This window comes from Alteromonas gilva, from assembly GCF_028595265.1.
GTDB classification, from domain to species: Bacteria; Pseudomonadota; Gammaproteobacteria; order Enterobacterales; family Alteromonadaceae; genus Alteromonas; species Alteromonas gilva.
The window spans coordinates 59,057-76,305 of record NZ_JAQQXP010000001.1; the positions used below are offsets into that span (position 1 = coordinate 59,057).

The 17,249-nt window shown below is 46.8% G+C and carries 15 protein-coding genes; 8 read left to right on the plus strand and 7 right to left on the minus strand.

The annotated features are described in order from the left end of the window. Position 1: 1 nt before the first annotated feature. A complete protein-coding gene (locus OIK42_RS00300) occupies positions 2-1,183 on the plus strand; it encodes an HD-GYP domain-containing protein (RefSeq protein WP_273637559.1) in 1,182 nt (393 codons plus the stop codon). A gap of 230 nt (positions 1,184-1,413) precedes the next feature. Beyond that, positions 1,414-2,046, plus strand: a complete 633-nt coding sequence (locus OIK42_RS00305) for a YiaD family glycine zipper/OmpA-like lipoprotein (RefSeq protein WP_273637560.1) — start codon at positions 1,414-1,416, stop codon at positions 2,044-2,046. Between the two features lie 73 nt (positions 2,047-2,119). Here the strand turns inward: OIK42_RS00305 and OIK42_RS00310 are convergent, their stop codons facing one another. Further along, positions 2,120-2,587, minus strand: coding sequence for a nuclear transport factor 2 family protein (locus tag OIK42_RS00310; RefSeq protein ID WP_273637561.1), 468 nt, complete (start codon positions 2,585-2,587; stop codon positions 2,120-2,122). 203 nt (positions 2,588-2,790) lie between these two features. Here OIK42_RS00310 and OIK42_RS00315 point away from each other — a divergent pair, with 203 nt between their 5' ends. The 3 genes from OIK42_RS00315 (at position 2,791) to OIK42_RS00325 (ending at position 6,051) form a co-directional block, all read left to right on the plus strand. Further along, complete coding sequence (locus OIK42_RS00315; protein WP_273637562.1) at positions 2,791-4,410, plus strand: methyl-accepting chemotaxis protein; 1,620 nt, start codon at positions 2,791-2,793, stop codon at positions 4,408-4,410. Between the two features lie 108 nt (positions 4,411-4,518). Continuing rightward, positions 4,519-5,640, plus strand: a complete 1,122-nt coding sequence (locus tag OIK42_RS00320) for a porin (RefSeq protein WP_273637563.1) — start codon at positions 4,519-4,521, stop codon at positions 5,638-5,640. 12 nt (positions 5,641-5,652) lie between these two features. Further along, a complete protein-coding gene (locus tag OIK42_RS00325) occupies positions 5,653-6,051 on the plus strand; it encodes a phosphate ABC transporter substrate-binding protein (protein ID WP_273637564.1) in 399 nt (132 codons plus the stop codon). Positions 6,052-6,113: 62 nt separating this feature from the next. Here OIK42_RS00325 and OIK42_RS00330 read toward each other — a convergent pair whose 3' ends face one another. Beyond that, positions 6,114-8,789: a TonB-dependent receptor gene (locus OIK42_RS00330; RefSeq protein WP_273637565.1), complete on the minus strand. Its 2,676-nt coding sequence runs from the start codon at positions 8,787-8,789 to the stop codon at positions 6,114-6,116. Between the two features lie 459 nt (positions 8,790-9,248). On the opposite strand from OIK42_RS00330, the gene OIK42_RS00335 reads away from it, so the two are divergent. After that, the gene (locus OIK42_RS00335; protein WP_273637566.1) at positions 9,249-9,719 is read left to right on the plus strand and encodes a GNAT family N-acetyltransferase; all 471 of its coding nucleotides are present in this window, start codon (positions 9,249-9,251) and stop codon (positions 9,717-9,719) included. 7 nt (positions 9,720-9,726) lie between these two features. Here the strand turns inward: OIK42_RS00335 and OIK42_RS00340 are convergent, their stop codons facing one another. Continuing rightward, entirely contained in the window at positions 9,727-10,725 is a 999-nt protein-coding gene (locus OIK42_RS00340; RefSeq protein WP_273637567.1) for an NADP-dependent oxidoreductase, read from the minus strand. Between the two features lie 96 nt (positions 10,726-10,821). Between OIK42_RS00340 and OIK42_RS00345 the strand changes: the two genes are divergently transcribed. Continuing rightward, a complete protein-coding gene (locus tag OIK42_RS00345) occupies positions 10,822-11,760 on the plus strand; it encodes a LysR family transcriptional regulator (protein ID WP_273637568.1) in 939 nt (312 codons plus the stop codon). 4 nt (positions 11,761-11,764) lie between these two features. Further along, entirely contained in the window at positions 11,765-13,030 is a 1,266-nt protein-coding gene (locus OIK42_RS00350) for a hypothetical protein (RefSeq protein WP_273637569.1), read from the plus strand. Positions 13,031-13,385: 355 nt separating this feature from the next. On the opposite strand, the gene OIK42_RS00355 is transcribed toward OIK42_RS00350, so the two are convergent. The 4 genes from OIK42_RS00355 to OIK42_RS00370 all read right to left on the minus strand — a co-directional run bounded on the left by OIK42_RS00355 (position 13,386) and on the right by OIK42_RS00370 (position 17,086). Then, a complete protein-coding gene (locus OIK42_RS00355) occupies positions 13,386-14,252 on the minus strand; it encodes a hypothetical protein (RefSeq protein ID WP_273637570.1) in 867 nt (288 codons plus the stop codon). Between the two features lie 132 nt (positions 14,253-14,384). Then, positions 14,385-15,719 carry a HipA domain-containing protein gene (locus OIK42_RS00360; RefSeq protein ID WP_273637571.1) on the minus strand — a complete coding sequence of 445 codons (1,335 nt, stop codon included), beginning with the start codon at positions 15,717-15,719 and terminating at the stop codon, positions 14,385-14,387. Positions 15,720-15,722: 3 nt separating this feature from the next. Continuing rightward, positions 15,723-16,010: a helix-turn-helix domain-containing protein gene (locus OIK42_RS00365; RefSeq protein ID WP_273637572.1), complete on the minus strand. Its 288-nt coding sequence runs from the start codon at positions 16,008-16,010 to the stop codon at positions 15,723-15,725. Between the two features lie 212 nt (positions 16,011-16,222). Then, positions 16,223-17,086 carry a YicC/YloC family endoribonuclease gene (locus OIK42_RS00370; protein ID WP_273637573.1) on the minus strand — a complete coding sequence of 288 codons (864 nt, stop codon included), beginning with the start codon at positions 17,084-17,086 and terminating at the stop codon, positions 16,223-16,225. Between the last annotated feature and the right edge of the window lie 163 nt (positions 17,087-17,249).

Here is a 17,249-nt window from a genome sequence, read left to right on the forward strand (position 1 = left end):
TATGACAACATTAACGATTGGTATTGATAAACTCGAAGTGGGTATGTTCGTGTTGAAAATTGCCGAGCAAAAAGCCGGAGCCGTGCAAATTAAAACGCGCGGACGGGTTACCAGTCTGGCTATTATTGAGGAGCTCAAGCGCAAGGGCGTTAAACGTGTTGTCATTGAGACTGAAGCATCGGCTGCCGGAGCCTCATCTGAAGTCGTTAAACCCGATGTGGTTCAGGACGTCCATAACCGTGTCCCCTTAGCTGAAGAGCTTCGTCGTGCCGAGCGCTTATATCGAAAAGGCCTGGATATTCAGGCCAGTTTGTATGATGCCGTTGATAAAGACAAACCATTCGACGAGAGTATACCCAATGAATTTGCCCGTGCCCTGGTAGGGTCACTGAACAGAAACCCCGATGCCCTCCTTTTGCTATCGCGCATTCGTGAAAAAGACACTTACCTGCTGGAGCACTCTTTAAACGTAGGCATTCTCTCAGCCAACTTTTCGCGCTTTTTGGGGTTGCCTGAAGAGCAAGTCGTCATGGCGGCTTACAGTGGCATGTTGCACGACCTGGGTAAAATAAAAATTCCTGATCATATTTTGCATAAACCCGGCAGGTTAACCGCCGACGAAATGGAAATCATGAAGCAACATGTAACCTTTGGTGTGGATTTTCTGACGGATATGAAAATCGATAATCATCTTATTCGTGTGGTGAGTGAACATCACGAACGACTCGACGGGCTTGGCTACCCTGCGCAAAAACCTGCCGATGATATTTCGTTTAATGGCCGTTTACTGGCGATTACTGATATGTACGACGCACTCACTGCCGATCGATGCTACAAAGCGGGTATGTCGAGTCAGAAAGCGTTGAATATCCTGTTGCAGGATAGTGAAACAAAGCTCGACAAAGGCTTATTACAGCAATTTATAAAATGTATGGGCATTTACCCCATGGGCTCGCTGGTAGAGCTGTCCAACCAGAAAATTGCCATAGTGATGAAGCAAAATCCGTCACAGCCTTTACAGCCTGTAGTAAAAGTGTTTTATACCAAAATCGGTAATCACTATGTGACGCCCAAAGACATAGATCTGTCGAAAGACAACAAGGTCGCGATAGAACGATCCGTTGTTGCCTCCGACTACGATCTCGATATCAATCGATTTTTTAACCAGTCAATCTCTTTGTAATGTTGCAAATTTGCGACATTCCTCCTTTGTCTGTAATTCTTTCACAGAGGAACTGATTTCCTGCCGCATTGGTGTCTTTTAATTTATGGTTCATCACGGGCCTTTGTTGTGCTATGTGCTTATTCCGGCGCGTATTCAGTTAGCATTAAGGCAGGTGTGCAATAGTAGATATCAAGTTGGAATAAGACTTGCTCAACTAATCTTACATAAGTAACGGAATAGAGGATGTTATGAAAAAGCTCATGTTAGTTTGTGCTGTATCGGCGGCCATCACAGTGACCGGCTGCGCAAATAGCAACAATACACAGCGCGGCACGGCTATTGGCGCTGTTGCAGGGGCCTTACTCGGCAAAGCAACCGGAGATAACGACAAGAGTCGGTATGCCTGGGGCGCCGTTGTAGGGGCGATTGCTGGTGGTGCCATCGGTAATTATATGGATAAGCAGGAAGAGGCACTACGCGAAGAACTGGCCGATACTGGCGTTGATGTGGTTCGCGAGGGCGATACGTTGCATCTTATTATGCCCGGCGATATCACCTTTGCCACCAACAGTGCAGCGGTTAGTCCTAATTTTAACCCCGTATTAAACGACGTGGCACTCATACTGAACGAGTATGAAAAAACCGTGCTGATGATTAAAGGCCACACGGATGACACCGGCGCCGAGGAATACAATCAGGCCCTCTCAGAGCGCCGTGCTAATGCAGTGAAAAACCTGCTAACCACCTACAACGTTAACAGCCAGCGCATTACTACGGTTGGCCTGGGCGAATACAAACCAAAAGTACCCAATACCTCGGCCGAAAATCGCCAGCAAAACCGGCGTGTTGAGCTTTCGATCGAACCGATTAAACGCTCCTAATCTGGTTGGCACCTGGCAGGTCTTCGCTAGGTACCGGCGTTGTCGGTTAGCTCATATGACACCAGGCCGGAAGTTACTGTAAGGCCTGGTGTGATTTTATTTGTTTGGCGACGTCACGGGCAATATCGTTAGGAATGGGGATGGTGAGATGGTACTGCGAGACTTTCCAGCCCTGCTCTGTTTTAACAAGAACGCCCGTTCCACGGGTCAGGCCCAGCGACGCGTTATCGAGAAGTTCATCAAACCACGCCACATCCCCGCCCGGAGAAAAATAAATATGTCGGTCCTGTAAGGTATACGTCCAGCCAGTCCCCCTGTCGAACACAGGTTTTGCATAGTTTTTAAAGGATTGCAGATCCCATGTTTCCGAGGCATCGGTACCAATAAATACCGCATCATCACTATAAAGAGCAAAATAGGCTTCGAAGTTGGCCTCAGAGGCATTGGCATGCAGCGAATTTAATACCCTATCAACAGCCTCCTCATTATTTGCTGACGCCGACAAGGCGATAAAACACATTAAACAGAACCATAGACGCATAATAAAAACCTTAATTGGGAATGGAATCAGACGTTTCAATTCGTTTTGATTGTGTCATCGAGTGTCCATTGGTTTACAAGAAATTGTTTTTTAATGGTAATTATTAAAAAGTATAGTTGCAAACCATGGCTTGTGGACTATTTTTTGTATAAGCCTTGTTTTTGGGGCCTTGTACCTAGTCTATATTCGGGGTCTGTTACTTTATGAACTTTTTATCAAAGCTCACCGTGGGTCAGAAGATCCTGCTTATACCCGTGATTGGCACGCTGAGCTTTATACTGTTTATTGTTATCAACAGTGTTGTATCGTCACAAAATGCGAGCAAGTTAGAAGTTGCTCAAAATATTGATTTTCCAGCCCTGCAGCTAAGCACCTCGGCGTTGACTAACATGGAAAAGGTGCGGGATACCTTAGCGTCGTCAGTCACAACCGGTGATACCGAAGCCATTTCTATTGCCAGCGAAAAAGCCGATGCCGTGCGGTCTGACTTAAAGTCGATCAGCCAGATCGCACCAGCGTTGAAAAATGACATTAGCGCGATTCTTTCGGCATTTAACGCTTACCATGATACTGCTGGGCCGCTGACATTGTCGATACTCGATAATACCGCTGACTTTGCCACCCTCGGTGAACAACTGGAAGTGATGAATGGCAAGTACGATGAGGCAATAGACAAACTCAATCAATTTAAACGCGCTCGACAGCAAACCTTTGAAGATGCGTTTGAACAATACAACAATGCCCAGGACTTTTTGTTTTGGCTGGGTATTGTTATGGGCGGGCTAACAACGTTAGTGCTGTTCGGTACGGCAATCCCGGTTACCCGAACAATAACTGGTAACCTTTCGCGGGTGGTTAAGTCGCTGCGCGATATTGCTGAGGAAGATGGGGATCTCACCATTCGTATCCAGACTAACGCCCAGGACGAAGTAGGCGACCTGGTAAAGTATTTTAATCGCTTTATGGAAAAACTGCAGCGGGTGGTGAAAGACATTGTTGATACCACCTTGCCGTTGTCTGACTTAGCGCAGAACCTCAACCAACTCACTGATGTAACGAATAAAAATATTGTCCGGCAAAAAGGGGCAGCAACGCACGCAAAAGACGCCGTAGACAACATGAATCACTCAGTGATTGCGGTTGCTGAGAGTGCTGCGGAGGCGGCCAGTGCGGCAGATGAAGCGTCTAACGCCTCGGCGAATGGTCAGTCAGTAGTAAACAGTACGGTAAGCAATATTCAGGCGCTGGCGAAAAATGTCGAGCAAACATCTGTTGTGATACGCCAGCTGGAAAGCGATTCGAATCAGGTTGGGGTGATACTGGATGTGATTAAAGGCATTGCCGAACAAACTAACTTATTGGCGCTTAATGCTGCGATAGAAGCCGCTCGTGCCGGTGAGCAAGGTCGCGGCTTTGCAGTCGTTGCTGATGAAGTACGAACGTTAGCTTCGCGCACTCAGCAGTCGACCGAACAAATTCAAAAAACCATTGAACAACTGCAAAATGCAGCGCAAAAAGCGGTAGAGGTAATGTCCAGTGGTACGTCTCAGGCTGAAGGCAGTGTTGCTGAGGCCAATAAAGCCGGTGATAGCCTTACTGTGATCGCTGAAACCATTCATCGCATCAGCACGATGAATGGTCAGATTGCCAGTTCTACCGACGACCAACAGGCCGTTGCTCGACAAATAGTGGGTTTTGTCGATGAAATCAATGCGCGTACCGATGAAACGTCCAACAATTCAACACGTTTGGCGTCGGCGAGTAACGAACTCGCCGGTTTAGCCAAAAATCTGGAGAATATCGCGCGGCAATTTCGCGTTTAACCAGTGTGGCGTGCCAGCTCATTAAAACCAAACCCGGGGATAACGGGTTCATACAATAATCGTCTGCTACTCAAGGGTAGCTGGTTATACATTTACCTGGAAAAAACTATGAAAAAACAAACGATTTTGGCCGCACTTGCACTGTCTACAGTGCCACTTAGTGCCGGTGCAGAAATTAATTTTAGTGGCTTTGGCAGTGTTGTTGGCGGGGTTGCACTGGACGATGAAGTGACTGTTCGTCGCTACTCCGATGATATTGAATTTAAACAAGGCTCGTTTTTTGCGTTGCAAGCGTATTCAGATTTAACGGAAGGGCTCAGTGCAACCGTTCAGTTGCGGGCGCGCGGCAGTGATGACTGGGAGCCGGATTTTACCTGGGCATATCTCTCTTATGAAATTGATCCAAGCTGGCGAATTCAAGCTGGTCGGCAGCGTATTCCATTTTATCTGTATTCTGACTATCTGGATGTTTCCTACGCATATCATTGGATCTCACCGCCGTCAGAGGTATATAAAGCGCCCTTTGATTCAATTGATGGTATTGCCACCATCCATAACTTTAGTGTGGGTGATGCGCTGGTGGATATGCGCTTGTATTTCGGCCAGGAAGATTTTGAGACCACTACTAATTCCTTTGAAATCAGCAATATCATCAGCGCGGTAGCCAGCGTAAATTACGGCTGGTGGACCTTTAAAACCAGCTATACGCAGTTTGATATAACCGGCGAATTAGGCCTGGAGCCGTTGGTGCAAGCGTGGTCCAACTCGCCATTTCCGTTAGTCGGCTCTGATTTAGATGTTAATGAGGATGAATATAGCGGCCTGGAAGTCGGTGTGATTTATGACAATCAGGATTGGTTATTCTTAGCAGAATATATTCCTTCATCGTTGGATAAAGGGGTTATCGGCGACTATGGCCCATGGATGATCTCAGTCGGAAAGCGCTTTGGATCGACGATGTTTCATGCCACGGTGGGTGAAGATAAAGTTGACGCGTACAATGAAAACTTTAAAAACGTACCGAGAGGGTTAGATGCCGGTCTCGATGCGTTAATTGGTGCTACCCAGGACGTTATTGATAGTAATACCTACACGCGACCCTTTTACTCGGTTGGCATGCGTTGGGATTTTCATCCTTCGGTGGCTTTTAAAGTGGAATACACCAACATCGATTATGAAAATCTGGGTAATCAGGGTGTCATTCAAACAGCGCTAGTGACAGTGTTTTAGGAGGCCGCCATCATGAATAGGTTTAACGCAAGGTTACTCGTTGTTGGCGCCTTTATGTTATTAAGCCGGGTAGCGGTGGCAGATGTCGCCGTTGTGGTAAGCCCGGGTTTTGCGGGTACGCCGGATCAGGCACAAGTGGCGCAGGTGTTTTTAGGTAAAGATAAATCGCTCACGCCATATATGCAGCAGGGGCCGCTGGCTGAGGAATTTATCGATAAGGTGCTGTCTCGTAATGCCTCTCAATATAAAGCGTACTGGGCTAAGCTGGCTTTTACCGGTGGCGGGCGACCACCTAAAGAGCTCGGCAGTGACGCCGAAGTACTCAGCACAGTAAGCGGTGCATCAGATGCCATCGGCTTTGTTGATGCTGGTGCGGTGAATGACTCGGTGAAAGTGTTGTTCACGCTGTAATAGCTTAAACAAAATAAAAAACCCCGCTTAAGCGGGGTTTTTTGTTAAGGGCTCGTCAGCGATTACATTCTGTAACGAATACCTAAAGAGAAGGTACGGTCGCGAATGTAAGTATCGCGCGGATACAAACGGGCGTCGTCAGCAGAACCACCACCAAAGTAGTCATTGGCAACATCATCTGCCAGGTTGGTGCCGTCAAACGTAACCGTTAGGTTTTCATTCACGTCGTAGTTGACCGAGAAGTCCAGTGAGCTGATTGGCTCATGCACAACCGAGCTGCCTGGTTGGTCGCCGGCTTCGTCGAAGCTGCCATACCATTCACTACGCCAGTTGTAAGCCAAACGCATGTTAAGACCGCCACGCTCATAAATTAATATCGCGTTATACGACTCATCCGATACCGACGGTAACGGCTCCATGACGCCCTCGGCGTTTTCCGCTTCGTGATCCATCAACGTGGTGTTGAGCTGAACCCCTAAGCCATCCAGCACACCCGGCAGGTTTTCGAAAAACTGCGTGTAGGCCAGCTCGATACCCTCAAGCGAGCCTGCACCACTGTTAACAGGACGAGTGATGTTGAAGTCCTGCCCGTCTACCGTTTCGATAAAACCACGGTATTTTACGTAGCCGTCAATGTCGCGATAGAACACGGTTGCGGTTAATGAGCTGGCTTCGGCAAAGTACCATTCCGCCGCTAAGTCATAGTTTTGCGATTCAACCGCTGCCAGTTCAGGATTACCGCCATCGCCATAACCCAGATCGCCACCTGTCTCTGAGGGCAGGAAGTATGTCACGCTGGGGTTAAGCGCGGCAAAGGCTGGACGGTTAATGGTCTTACCATAGGCAGCACGTAAATATACCTCGTCGGTTACCTGTAAGCGCAGGTTAACCGATGGCAGTAATTCATTAGATGATGTGTCTACCTTGATTGGCTCGGCCACACCATCGATGATGTTATTACCATTGAGCTCTGTTTGCAGTCGCACAAAACGAACGCCCGCCTGACCATCGAGGATCATGTCGCCGAACTCCGTTGAGAAGTTTGCCTGGGCGTAGGCGGCATAGTTTTTCTCGGTGTTATCGTAATAACGTGCCGGCAGAAACTCCGGTTCTGCTCTGGAGTAACCCATGGCTTCACGAATGTCACCGCGGTTATTAAGCAGATAGGTGGCGTTTGGCGTTAGCCACTGAGTATTATTCAGATCGGTGACATCACTCATGTAGCCCGATGGAGAATAGTCTTCCAGTCCCGGAAAATCTGACAGTAACAATTCATTGCCAGAGATGTTGCCACGCCCACCGGTTTCAGCTTCCTGGTTGAATGCTGAACGTTCATTTAAGCGTACACCCACATCGACTGAGTAAATCCACGAGTCCAGTGCAATGTTCGCGTCCAGAGTCCAATCTAAAGCGTCACCTTCCTGACGACCACGATTATCAAAAATGGTGTTGAGATTGTACTGGTCGAGGTTAGTCATATCATAGGGCTGACCATTGGCATCCCGAATATCGACATCAGAAATACCTGCACCATTCTTATCAAAGTTGTAGATAACAGTGTCGGCGAAAAAGGTTAAATCCAGAACAAAATTCTGGCTGGTTGCCTTGGTATCGGTATAGGCAAGATCAGATTTTAACGTTACCCGGTCGAACAACCATTCACCGCCAACCGCAAACTGGTAGGTGTCTGAATCGTTATAAAACGCCTGGTTACTGGTAATGGTGCCGGGTGCATCAGGACGCACGGCTACCTGGGCGACATTTGAGCCTTCTTTGTAAGACTCGATGTAGCCTTCGCCCCAGCCACCCCAGTCTGGTAACGGTACCCAGAAGTTAAGCTGGCTGGTTTGCTCATAATTTACACCAAACACGTCAACGTAGTAGGAGCTGTTGCTGTTAGGTTCCCACTGGAATGAGGCATTGAATGAGTCGCGCGTGCGGTCGCCATAGCGAAAGTAGCCACCAATAATATTTGGCGCCATGGCAGGTTCACCTTCAACATTCAGCGGCGCTGAGTTGGGATTATTGACTACCGAGTCAGGCAGTATAAACGGCGCAGTGATGAAGTTGACCTGATCCTGAAAATCTCGATCCTGATGAGATACACTGAGCATCGCACCAAAACGGCCGTTGCTGTTTTCCCAGTTATTGTTCAGCGTGATACTACCAATCGGATTCCACGACTCCGCTTCATCGCTGTAGGCGTAGCGCAAGCCACCTGCGGCAGAGAAACCGTCGTCAAAATCAAAGGGACGGCGTAATTGCACGTCAATGCTGCCAGCGATACCGCCTTCGATATCAGACGCGCTGATGGATTTTTTTACATCAACCGAGTAAACCAAATCAGCAGGGATATCCGCCAGAGAGATTGAGCGGCCGGTAGTGGTAAAAACATTGCGGCCATTCAGAGTGGTAATCACGTCGGGTAAACCACGGATCAATACCTGGTCAACTTCACCATTAGTACGGGCAACCTGAATACCAGTAACACGCTGCAGCGCTGCTGCTACGTTGTTGTCGGGTAATTTACCGATGTCCTGCGCGACGATAGAGTCGGTAATGTTCGAGGCATTCATCTTCATGTTTTGTGCGGAATTAAGGCTCGCCTTAACACCCCGTACATCGATAACTTCAATCGAAGCTTCATCAGGTACGCTTTCGTTTGTGTCCTGTGCGTATAAAGGTTGTGCAGTCATGGCAAGTACAATTGCACTGGATAAATATGCTCGTTTAAACATCTTTTTCTCCAAGAGTTTGTGATTGTGCGCAACCTACAGATTCAATCCTGTCTGCAGTGAGTGTTGCTGAGCGCATAAAGACTATCGATTGCTCAATTGAGCGTTATCGACGGTGACTATTATTATTATGAAGTTGGGTGATACTATTGTATGATAAAAGAGACGTCAACATGTCATTAACTATTTACTAATATAAATTCATGATTTTATTTTAAGATACAAGCGAAAATAGCTGAATATCAGATATTTATTTGGTTTATTTGGTTTTTTGGATTATTTTCAACCAACACTTTCTTAACAACTTCCTCAAGTGCGTATTTTTAATTGTGAATTAATTGTATTACAAAATATTAAGAAAATGTGTCGATTGGTCGCTGCTGAACGCATGTTGTACAATGCCTTTTATTTCAACAACTTTCTGGGTTGAAAACCGATAAGTGCATTACGTAGGAACCCCACATGCTTGATTGGCAGTTTTACCGATTTGACCAGCTCACCACGATCCAGCTCTATACCTTAATGAAACTGCGTACCGACGTTTTTGTGGTAGAGCAAAATTGCCCCTATCCAGAGTTGGATGATAAAGATCTGGTACAAAACACCGGTCATTTACTGGGTTACGATGGCACTACTCTGGTGGCCTACGCGCGCTTATTACCGCCAGGATTAAGCTACCCTCAGGTCAGTATCGGACGTGTGGTCGTGGCCGCATCAGCGCGCGGAAAAGGTTATGGTTTCACGTTGGTTAAACAAGCGCTGCATCAGTGCCAACAGTTGTGGCCGGATCAGGATATACAGATAGGCGCGCAACTTCATTTGGAAAAGGTGTACGAAAAGTTTGGGTTTAAGCGCCATTGTGATGATTATCTCGAAGACGGTATTCCCCATGTGGATATGCTGCTGACCAAAGGCGAGTCAGCAGCACTCTGATCTGGCATTACAATTTAATCAGTAACTTACCTTTATTACCGCCACTGAAAAACAGGTTGAGCGCGGTCATGGCACTTTCGAGGCCATCAAGCACATGCGTACGGAACTGAATATTACCGTTCATAACGTAGGGCGTGAGCTTGGCCAGCAACTGCGGTGCGTCGGCCAGGTGATCCGGCATGGCAAAACCCTGAACCGTTAAGCGTTTTTTAATCATGGGGATCCAGTTAGGCCCGGGTGACGGCGCCGACGCCGTATAATCGGCAATCATGCCGCACACTACCACCCGGCCATGGACGTTCATGCGTTCAAAAATATGCGCCTGAACCGGCCCGCCGGTATTTTCAAAAAACACATCCACGCCGTCTGGAGTAAGCGCAGCTAAGGTTGATTTGAGATCATCAGTTTTATAATTGATGGCACCATCAAATCCCAGTTCCTTGACAATCCAGTCGGCTTTTTCATCGCTCCCTACCACGCCAATCACGCGCAGACCATCAGCTTTAGCTAGCTGGCCCACCATAGAGCCAACTGAACCTGCGGCGCCGGTTACTACCAGGGTTTCACCTGGCTGAGGTTTACCAACGTTAAACAAGCCCTGTACGGCGGTGAGTCCGGGTAAGCCAAATACCGCCAGTGCTGTTTCACCATCGACTGCAGCGGTAAGTTTATTAATACCCTGGCCGTTACTGATTGCATATTCAGTCCAGCCCATCATGCCCATGACTTTATCACCGGCCTGGTAATCCGGGTGATTCGAGGCAACCACCTCACCATAGCCACTGGAGCGCATCCGGGTGTTAAGGGCTACCGGCGGAATATAGCTGTCTTCGTCAGGCATCATCCAGCCCAGCATGGCCGGATCCATCGACATATGGGTTTGTTTAATCAAAAACTCACCCTCGCCCGGCGTAGGGATGTCTTTTTCGACTACCTCGAACAGGTGAGGCCCTACTGGCTTACCGTCCGGGCGTGCCGTTAACAGAATTTCTTTGTATTGGCTCATTGTGTTCTCCTTCGTTTATACGGCTAAGTATTACATAGGAGCTTGCTGTCAAAAATGGTATAAAAAGGTAATTACTTTTGTTTTTAAGACAATAATATGGACAAGCTAAGAGCCCTTACTTACTTTGTAGAAACGGCTGAAAACGCCAGTTTCTCTGCCGCAGCAAAACGATTTGATGTCCCTGCGTCGTCGGTGTCGCGCCGTATAGCAGATTTAGAATCCAGTTTGGGCGCGCAGCTATTAAAACGCAGTACCCGCGCTGTCACACTGACCGAAGTGGGTGAGCTATTTTTAAACGAGGCAAAAGGGATATTAGCCAGAGTGAAACTGGCTGAGCAAACCGTGCACAATTATCAAACGGAACCCTCAGGTGTGCTCAAAGTCTCCGCGATGGCGGGCTTTGGTGAGCAAATTTTATTGCCCATACTCGAAGATTTTGCCAACCAGTACCCGAATATTACGCTTGATGTGACAGTCAGTGACGAACTGACCAAACTGGCCAGAGACGATGTGGACATTGCAGTACGGGGTGGGTTTGCGCCCAATGAGCATGTCATCGCAAAACGTTTGATGGATAACGCCTTTATTCCTGTTGCTGCGCCCGCTTATATTGCTCAACACGGCTTACCGGAGACACCACTGGCTTTAACCGGTCATTCAGGATTATTTTTTAAAACCCCAAGGGGACCTAACCGCTGGTTTTGCGAAATCAACGGTCAGTGGCATGATGTTTCGGGCAAAACGCTGCTAAGCAGTAACAGCGGACGCTGGCTGATAAATAGTGCGGTAAAGGGCAAAGGCATTTTGATGCTACCGCGTTGGTCGGTTAAACGGGAACTCGCGACGGGCCAACTTGTAGAACTCACCTTCGAACAACCGCTGCAGGTAAGTCGTGGTCAGGATCTGGGCATTTACTTGTTATATCAAAAAGTCGATTATACCAGCCCTAAGGTAAAAGCGGCGGTAGATTTTATTGTGGAGTCAATTTCCAGCCTCACTTCTAACCCCGCTATAAGCTTGATGAGTAAGGAATAAATGTATGAGCGAGCAAATAAATAAAGCCTGGCTGCAGCGACTCAAAGATGAAAGCTGGGAGGCCGAACTGTTAGTTGCTGCCATCAGCATTTATGGCACCCTGCAGTTGTTTACCTTTGTAGAATGGGTAACCAACCTGTTTATTAGCCTGTTGCCGCCCTCATTTTACCTGGTGGCTTACTTTGTTGTATTCACGGCTTTATTGGCCATCAGTATACTATCTTCGATGTTTATTATTCACTTTATGCTGCGAGCTTACTGGGTAGGTCTGGTGGGGCTTAACTCGGTATTTTCCGGCTACAGTTTTGAAGAATCAAACGCATCAAAAATCTATATTGAAAAGCTGGCAGCGCGATTGCCAGAACTGGATGAGAGCATCGATAAAGCGGATCGCTTATGCAGCGTGATTTTTTCAGCGGCGTTTGGCTTTTTAATGGCTTATGGATGGATGTTTTTTAGCAGCGCAATTTATATTTTAATTGCTAACCTGCTCTCTGACTATGTGTCTGGCCTCGTGCTGTTAATTCCAGTGATGCTGTTTGTCGTGCTAGCTGTTGCCCAGATGATTCTTATGGCGCTGAGTAATTTAGCAAAATATAAAAATCACCAGAGGCTGCAAACCACTTACTATAAAGTGTCTATGCTGGTTTCTGTGTTGAGTTTTGGGCCTTTATACAAAGCCATTCTGCAAATTAGTGCTATTTTTGGCTCTAATTTTAAAAAAGACAAAGCCCTGGTTTACCTGGTGTTAGTTTTTGTTGCCTGTGGCTTTTGCTTTGCGGCGGTTAAGCTGGTATCAACCAATGTGCCCTACCTGATTAACCACAAGGCGTTTTACAATTCAACCCTGGCAGAGCCGCGCTATTATCGCAGTCAGTCGAATAACGACACCTTCTTACTCGCCCCACAGCTAGGCAGTGATGTGATCAAAACGCCGTTAATAGAAGTGTTTATTCCGGTGTTTAGTCATGAGCGCTCAGTTCACAAAAGAAAATGCGAGGCCTATAAAAGCCTTTATGAACCGGACCGCCAGGCGCGCAGGCAGGCAACGCTTGAGTGTTATACCCAGTACCATGAGATTTTTATAAACGGCGAAGCGGCCCAGTTTGACGTAATAAAATCAGAGCACCAGCATACAGGCCAGTCCGGTGTTACCGCGTATGTAAAACTCAATAATTCAATAGGAAATGGCTTTCATCGTATAGAAATACGCAAAACGATCTTCGATGAGCCCCAGTCGTGGTCTATACCGTTTTATTTGCTTTATTAGGCTGAGTTTTGAAGTGTTCGAACCCTGATTAAAAAGTCATCCGTGGCTTATATCTTATTATTTGAGATGGTGTTTTTGTTAGTGGAGCGCGGACATTTTTGAATATTCTATGCGACAGGGATTAGTCTGCTGAAAAGCTCGCTGTCCACCTCCTCCTTAATGGGACATTTCTAAATGAGGTTTTCCAGTTTTGTTCGATAAGCGACTCGCACATTCACCCCAAATCAAATAAGGTATATGGGGTGGAATGGCGGCTTATGACGAACTACTCAATATTCTGGATCTTCTTGTTTAATTTGTTTTTAATTCTTTAAAAGCATATGTTTTATAATATTTATTTTGTTTTTTTTACCATTTATGTAACCGTTATTGCTTCACCAGCTTCACCAGCTTCACCAGCTTCACCAGCTTCACCAGCTTCACCAGCTTCACCAGCTTCACCAGCTTCACCAGCTTCACCAGCTTCACCAGCTTCACCAGCTTCACCAGCTTCATCAGCTTCATCAGCCTGTCCTGGATTACGAGATTCGAAACCCTGAATACTCCTATTCAGACTTTCATCTAAAATCGCGTGCATTCCAGTGAAGGTGCAAGGGTAAACATATTCATTGAGATATTGAATAACATCTGAGACATGCTCGAATGAGTTATTTTTGTCAACTTCAGCTTTGAAGTCTTTTTGTTTTTCTCTGACAAGCTTTTCAATTAACCCTAAGTCCGGAGTAACTAAGAACGCTGAATTGTATGCATCGAAAGCAGATTCAGCACTACTGAAAAGCGCTCCAGTTCCACCGACTACGGCTGAATTAACGTCTCCCAACCCCATCAAACCTGTTATAAAGCCACCAGCAATATTTGTCTGACTTTTAGCATGGTCTCGAAATGACTTGGTTCGCGCAACCCTGCGGAAAAAATCGCTGCATAACGTGCGAGCGTAAACTGTCCCTTCTTTCCAAAGAAGCCTATTAATACGCTGCTGGCTTCCCGATGGGAGATTGGTCAATTTCATTGAATTATCAGTGACTGTATAACCTGCTGACGTCAGTGCTTTAGAGTATGTCGCCCAATATCTGTCATTTGTAGAGTTAATCATTTTTCCGGCAGCGAAAGAGTTGTCTCCTTTGATAGTAGGATCTTCTACTGAATAGGGAGTCTGATAATTTGGACCAAAAGCGCAAGCATTTAGTACTGTACTGGCAATAAGTATAAAAACTCTTTTCATTCTAAGTCCCTTTAAGAATTGTATGAATTTTATACAGAAGTATTTCTTGGAATTCAACTACTGAATTTCTAGGGGAAGTGGACAGTACCTTCTATTGATAAACGTTGACAAGCTAAAGCGTTTATCTCAGATTTATACCGTGGTAGAGGGAATATCTGCCGCCTGTGCTTTTAAATATTCTGCTCTCGCGAAAATGTTGTCACGTAATGCCTCAAAATACGCAATGTCCTTGATCGTAACATACGCTTGTTCTTTCAGGTCGTTGATAAAAACATTACCAGACAGTTGGTTCAGTACTCTATCTGCGAGTCCAACTAATAGTCTCGATAATAGCCTTTTGTCAATGTTGCAGTTTTCCGCAAAGTCAGCCAGTTGATAGGCGTGAATGTCCTCTGGCTCAAATTCATCGCCCATCGCCATAGCTAACACATGCTTAAACTGCGGGAACATGGCGATATTCACCAGATCATAAGCAGGCGTAAATCGCGAATTGTGTTTATCGAAATACAACGAGACATTTTTGCCATGACTGTCGTAGTTGCTGATCATTAGATTGAATAATTGCCAGTGGATCAGCCATTGGGTGCTTTCAACGGGTGAAGACATGCCCTGGCAAAATACAAATAGTCTTTCTAAACTGGCCCCATCCCGAATGTGCTGAACGTCGCGGCCATCACCAAGGTTGCGTTCGTATTTGTGATCTCTTGATAAGTTGAGGGCCTGGCAACCATCGATCACGTGACGCCTCAACACTTTGTTATCGTCACTTATATATTTGCGGTCAAATCGTTTGACGATAAGTGCCGGGTGAGGGCCAAAACGTCTAAACGTCACATCGGCGGTAGGTAGTCCAATGGCTTTTGATAGCTTCATACAGAAGAATTCATTTAAAACCAGATTGGGGCAGTTTTTCTTTTCAAACTTGAGGATATGGGTGGAGCACAATGAGCCGCCGCCAAAGCCAATGTTCCCTGCTGCATCTATAAAAACATTTAGCTTGTCTTGCACACCCGCTACGCTGAGCCGTGGCTTACCATCCCATGTCAGCAGGCCGAACTCTTCCCTGTTATCGAGCCTTTCAATGAGCTCTGCATCTTCAAGCGCTCTAAAAACGGGTTGTGTGCCCTTTTCCTGACTTTCTTGTGCCGGTTTAAAGGTCACCGCCCCGGCTAAATCGTTGCCAATTGCACGCACTTGTGAATACACGTTTTTTTCTGACACACCGAGGTTTTCAGCCAGTAGTTTGCGTGCTTCTCCCTCTGGTAAGGCGTTATCAAGGTAGTTGTAGGCAACCTCTGGCGTATGTCGGTTGTTGAGTGGCAAATGGGGCGAAATGGCAAAGCCGTTTTGCTGCCATTGTGGCGAATAGCTTAGTTTTAACTGGTTGGTGATGCTATCCAGAGCCAATGTGCCGATAACATCATCACCGTAGCTTACATTCAGTTGGTATGCATGGGTGTTCGCCATCGGTTAAATCCATTCCTCGTCTGATGAGGAGTTTGCTGTCGGTGTTAGCGCTTTTGATGTCAGCTTGATACCCAACCCATTCAGAACAGAAAAAACCGCAGCTAAGGTACAATTCGCATTACCGTTTTCAATACGTGACAAGGTGTTAATGCCGATTCCACACAGCGCTGCGCAGTCGGATAGTTTAATACCGAGTTCTGTGCGCTTGGCTTTGATCAGTTGCCCAAGTATCACTGCGCTATCGATAAAGTCCGTACTTGGCATGTCTGAAGCAGTTACTTTCTTGGCCATGAGATTATGATTACTTGAGTATTGTTCACCATAACTGGTGATTATAGAGTGGTTATGAGAAATTTCAAATATAATCACCAATAATAGTGAATTTATATGTTTTGGTATGTGAAATGTCTTATATTCACCGATAACAGTGATTTATTGAGGGGTAATAATAAAAAGCCGCTAATTTAAGCGGCCGGGATGAAACTATTGAAATAAGCTAACCGTCATTCAATATTCTGAATCTGCTCGCGCATTTGTTCGATAAGCACTTTAAGCTCTACCGCCGACTGGGTAATGTCGGTACTGATGGATTTAGAGCCTAAGGTGTTCGACTCGCGGTTGAACTCCTGCATCATAAAGTCGAGTCTGCGACCACAGGCACCACCCTTTTGGAGGATTTTGCGGGTTTCGCCAACGTGTGAGTGCAGGCGATCGAGCTCTTCGGCCACATCGACTTTTTGCGCCAGTAAGATCATCTCTTGCTCTACCCGGGCGGCGTCGAGTTCTATCTGGGCTTCTTCAAAGCGGGTTTGCAGGCGCTCACGTTGCCATTGCAGAATTTCCGGCATACGCTCTGCGACTTTATTTGCCTCTGCTTCAATGGCGTCCAGGCGTTGCTCAATGAGTACTTTGAGATTGTCTCCTTCGGCACCGCGCGCGGCAATAAAGTCGTTCATGGCCTGATCCATTCCGGCCAGTAAGTCGGCCTGAATGGTATCGGTGTCGGCTTCTTCGGCGGCAATCACGCCCGGCCAGCGCAATACATCGAGTGGGTTTACCCCGGTCGACTGGCCGTGAGACTGCACCCAATCGGCAGCGTGAAGCACCTGTTTGGCCAACTCTTCGTTGAGATTTAATTTAGTCACGGCAGCGTCGTTAGCGGTAAAGCGCAGGGCACATTCTACCTTGCCCCGTTGCAGACGCTTACGGAATCGGTCGCGCAGCACGGGTTCCAAGCCACGAAACTGCTCTGGCAGGCGAAAGTAAGTTTCGAGATAGCGCTGGTTTACGGAGCGCACTTCCCAGACTGCTGTTCCCCATTCTTTTTTTACTTCGCAGCGTGCGAACGCCGTCATGCTATAAATCATTGTCGTATCCGTCGGGCATATTGCTGTACTTATGGCTTATTATCATACTACATTCAGCGCGGTAACCCTATGCCTTTGCATCCGCTTGCCGGGCGCTGGCTATTTATAAAGTGCAAATTGCATACAGATGTTGTGCGCTGATATTCGTCGTTCAACTTATGGG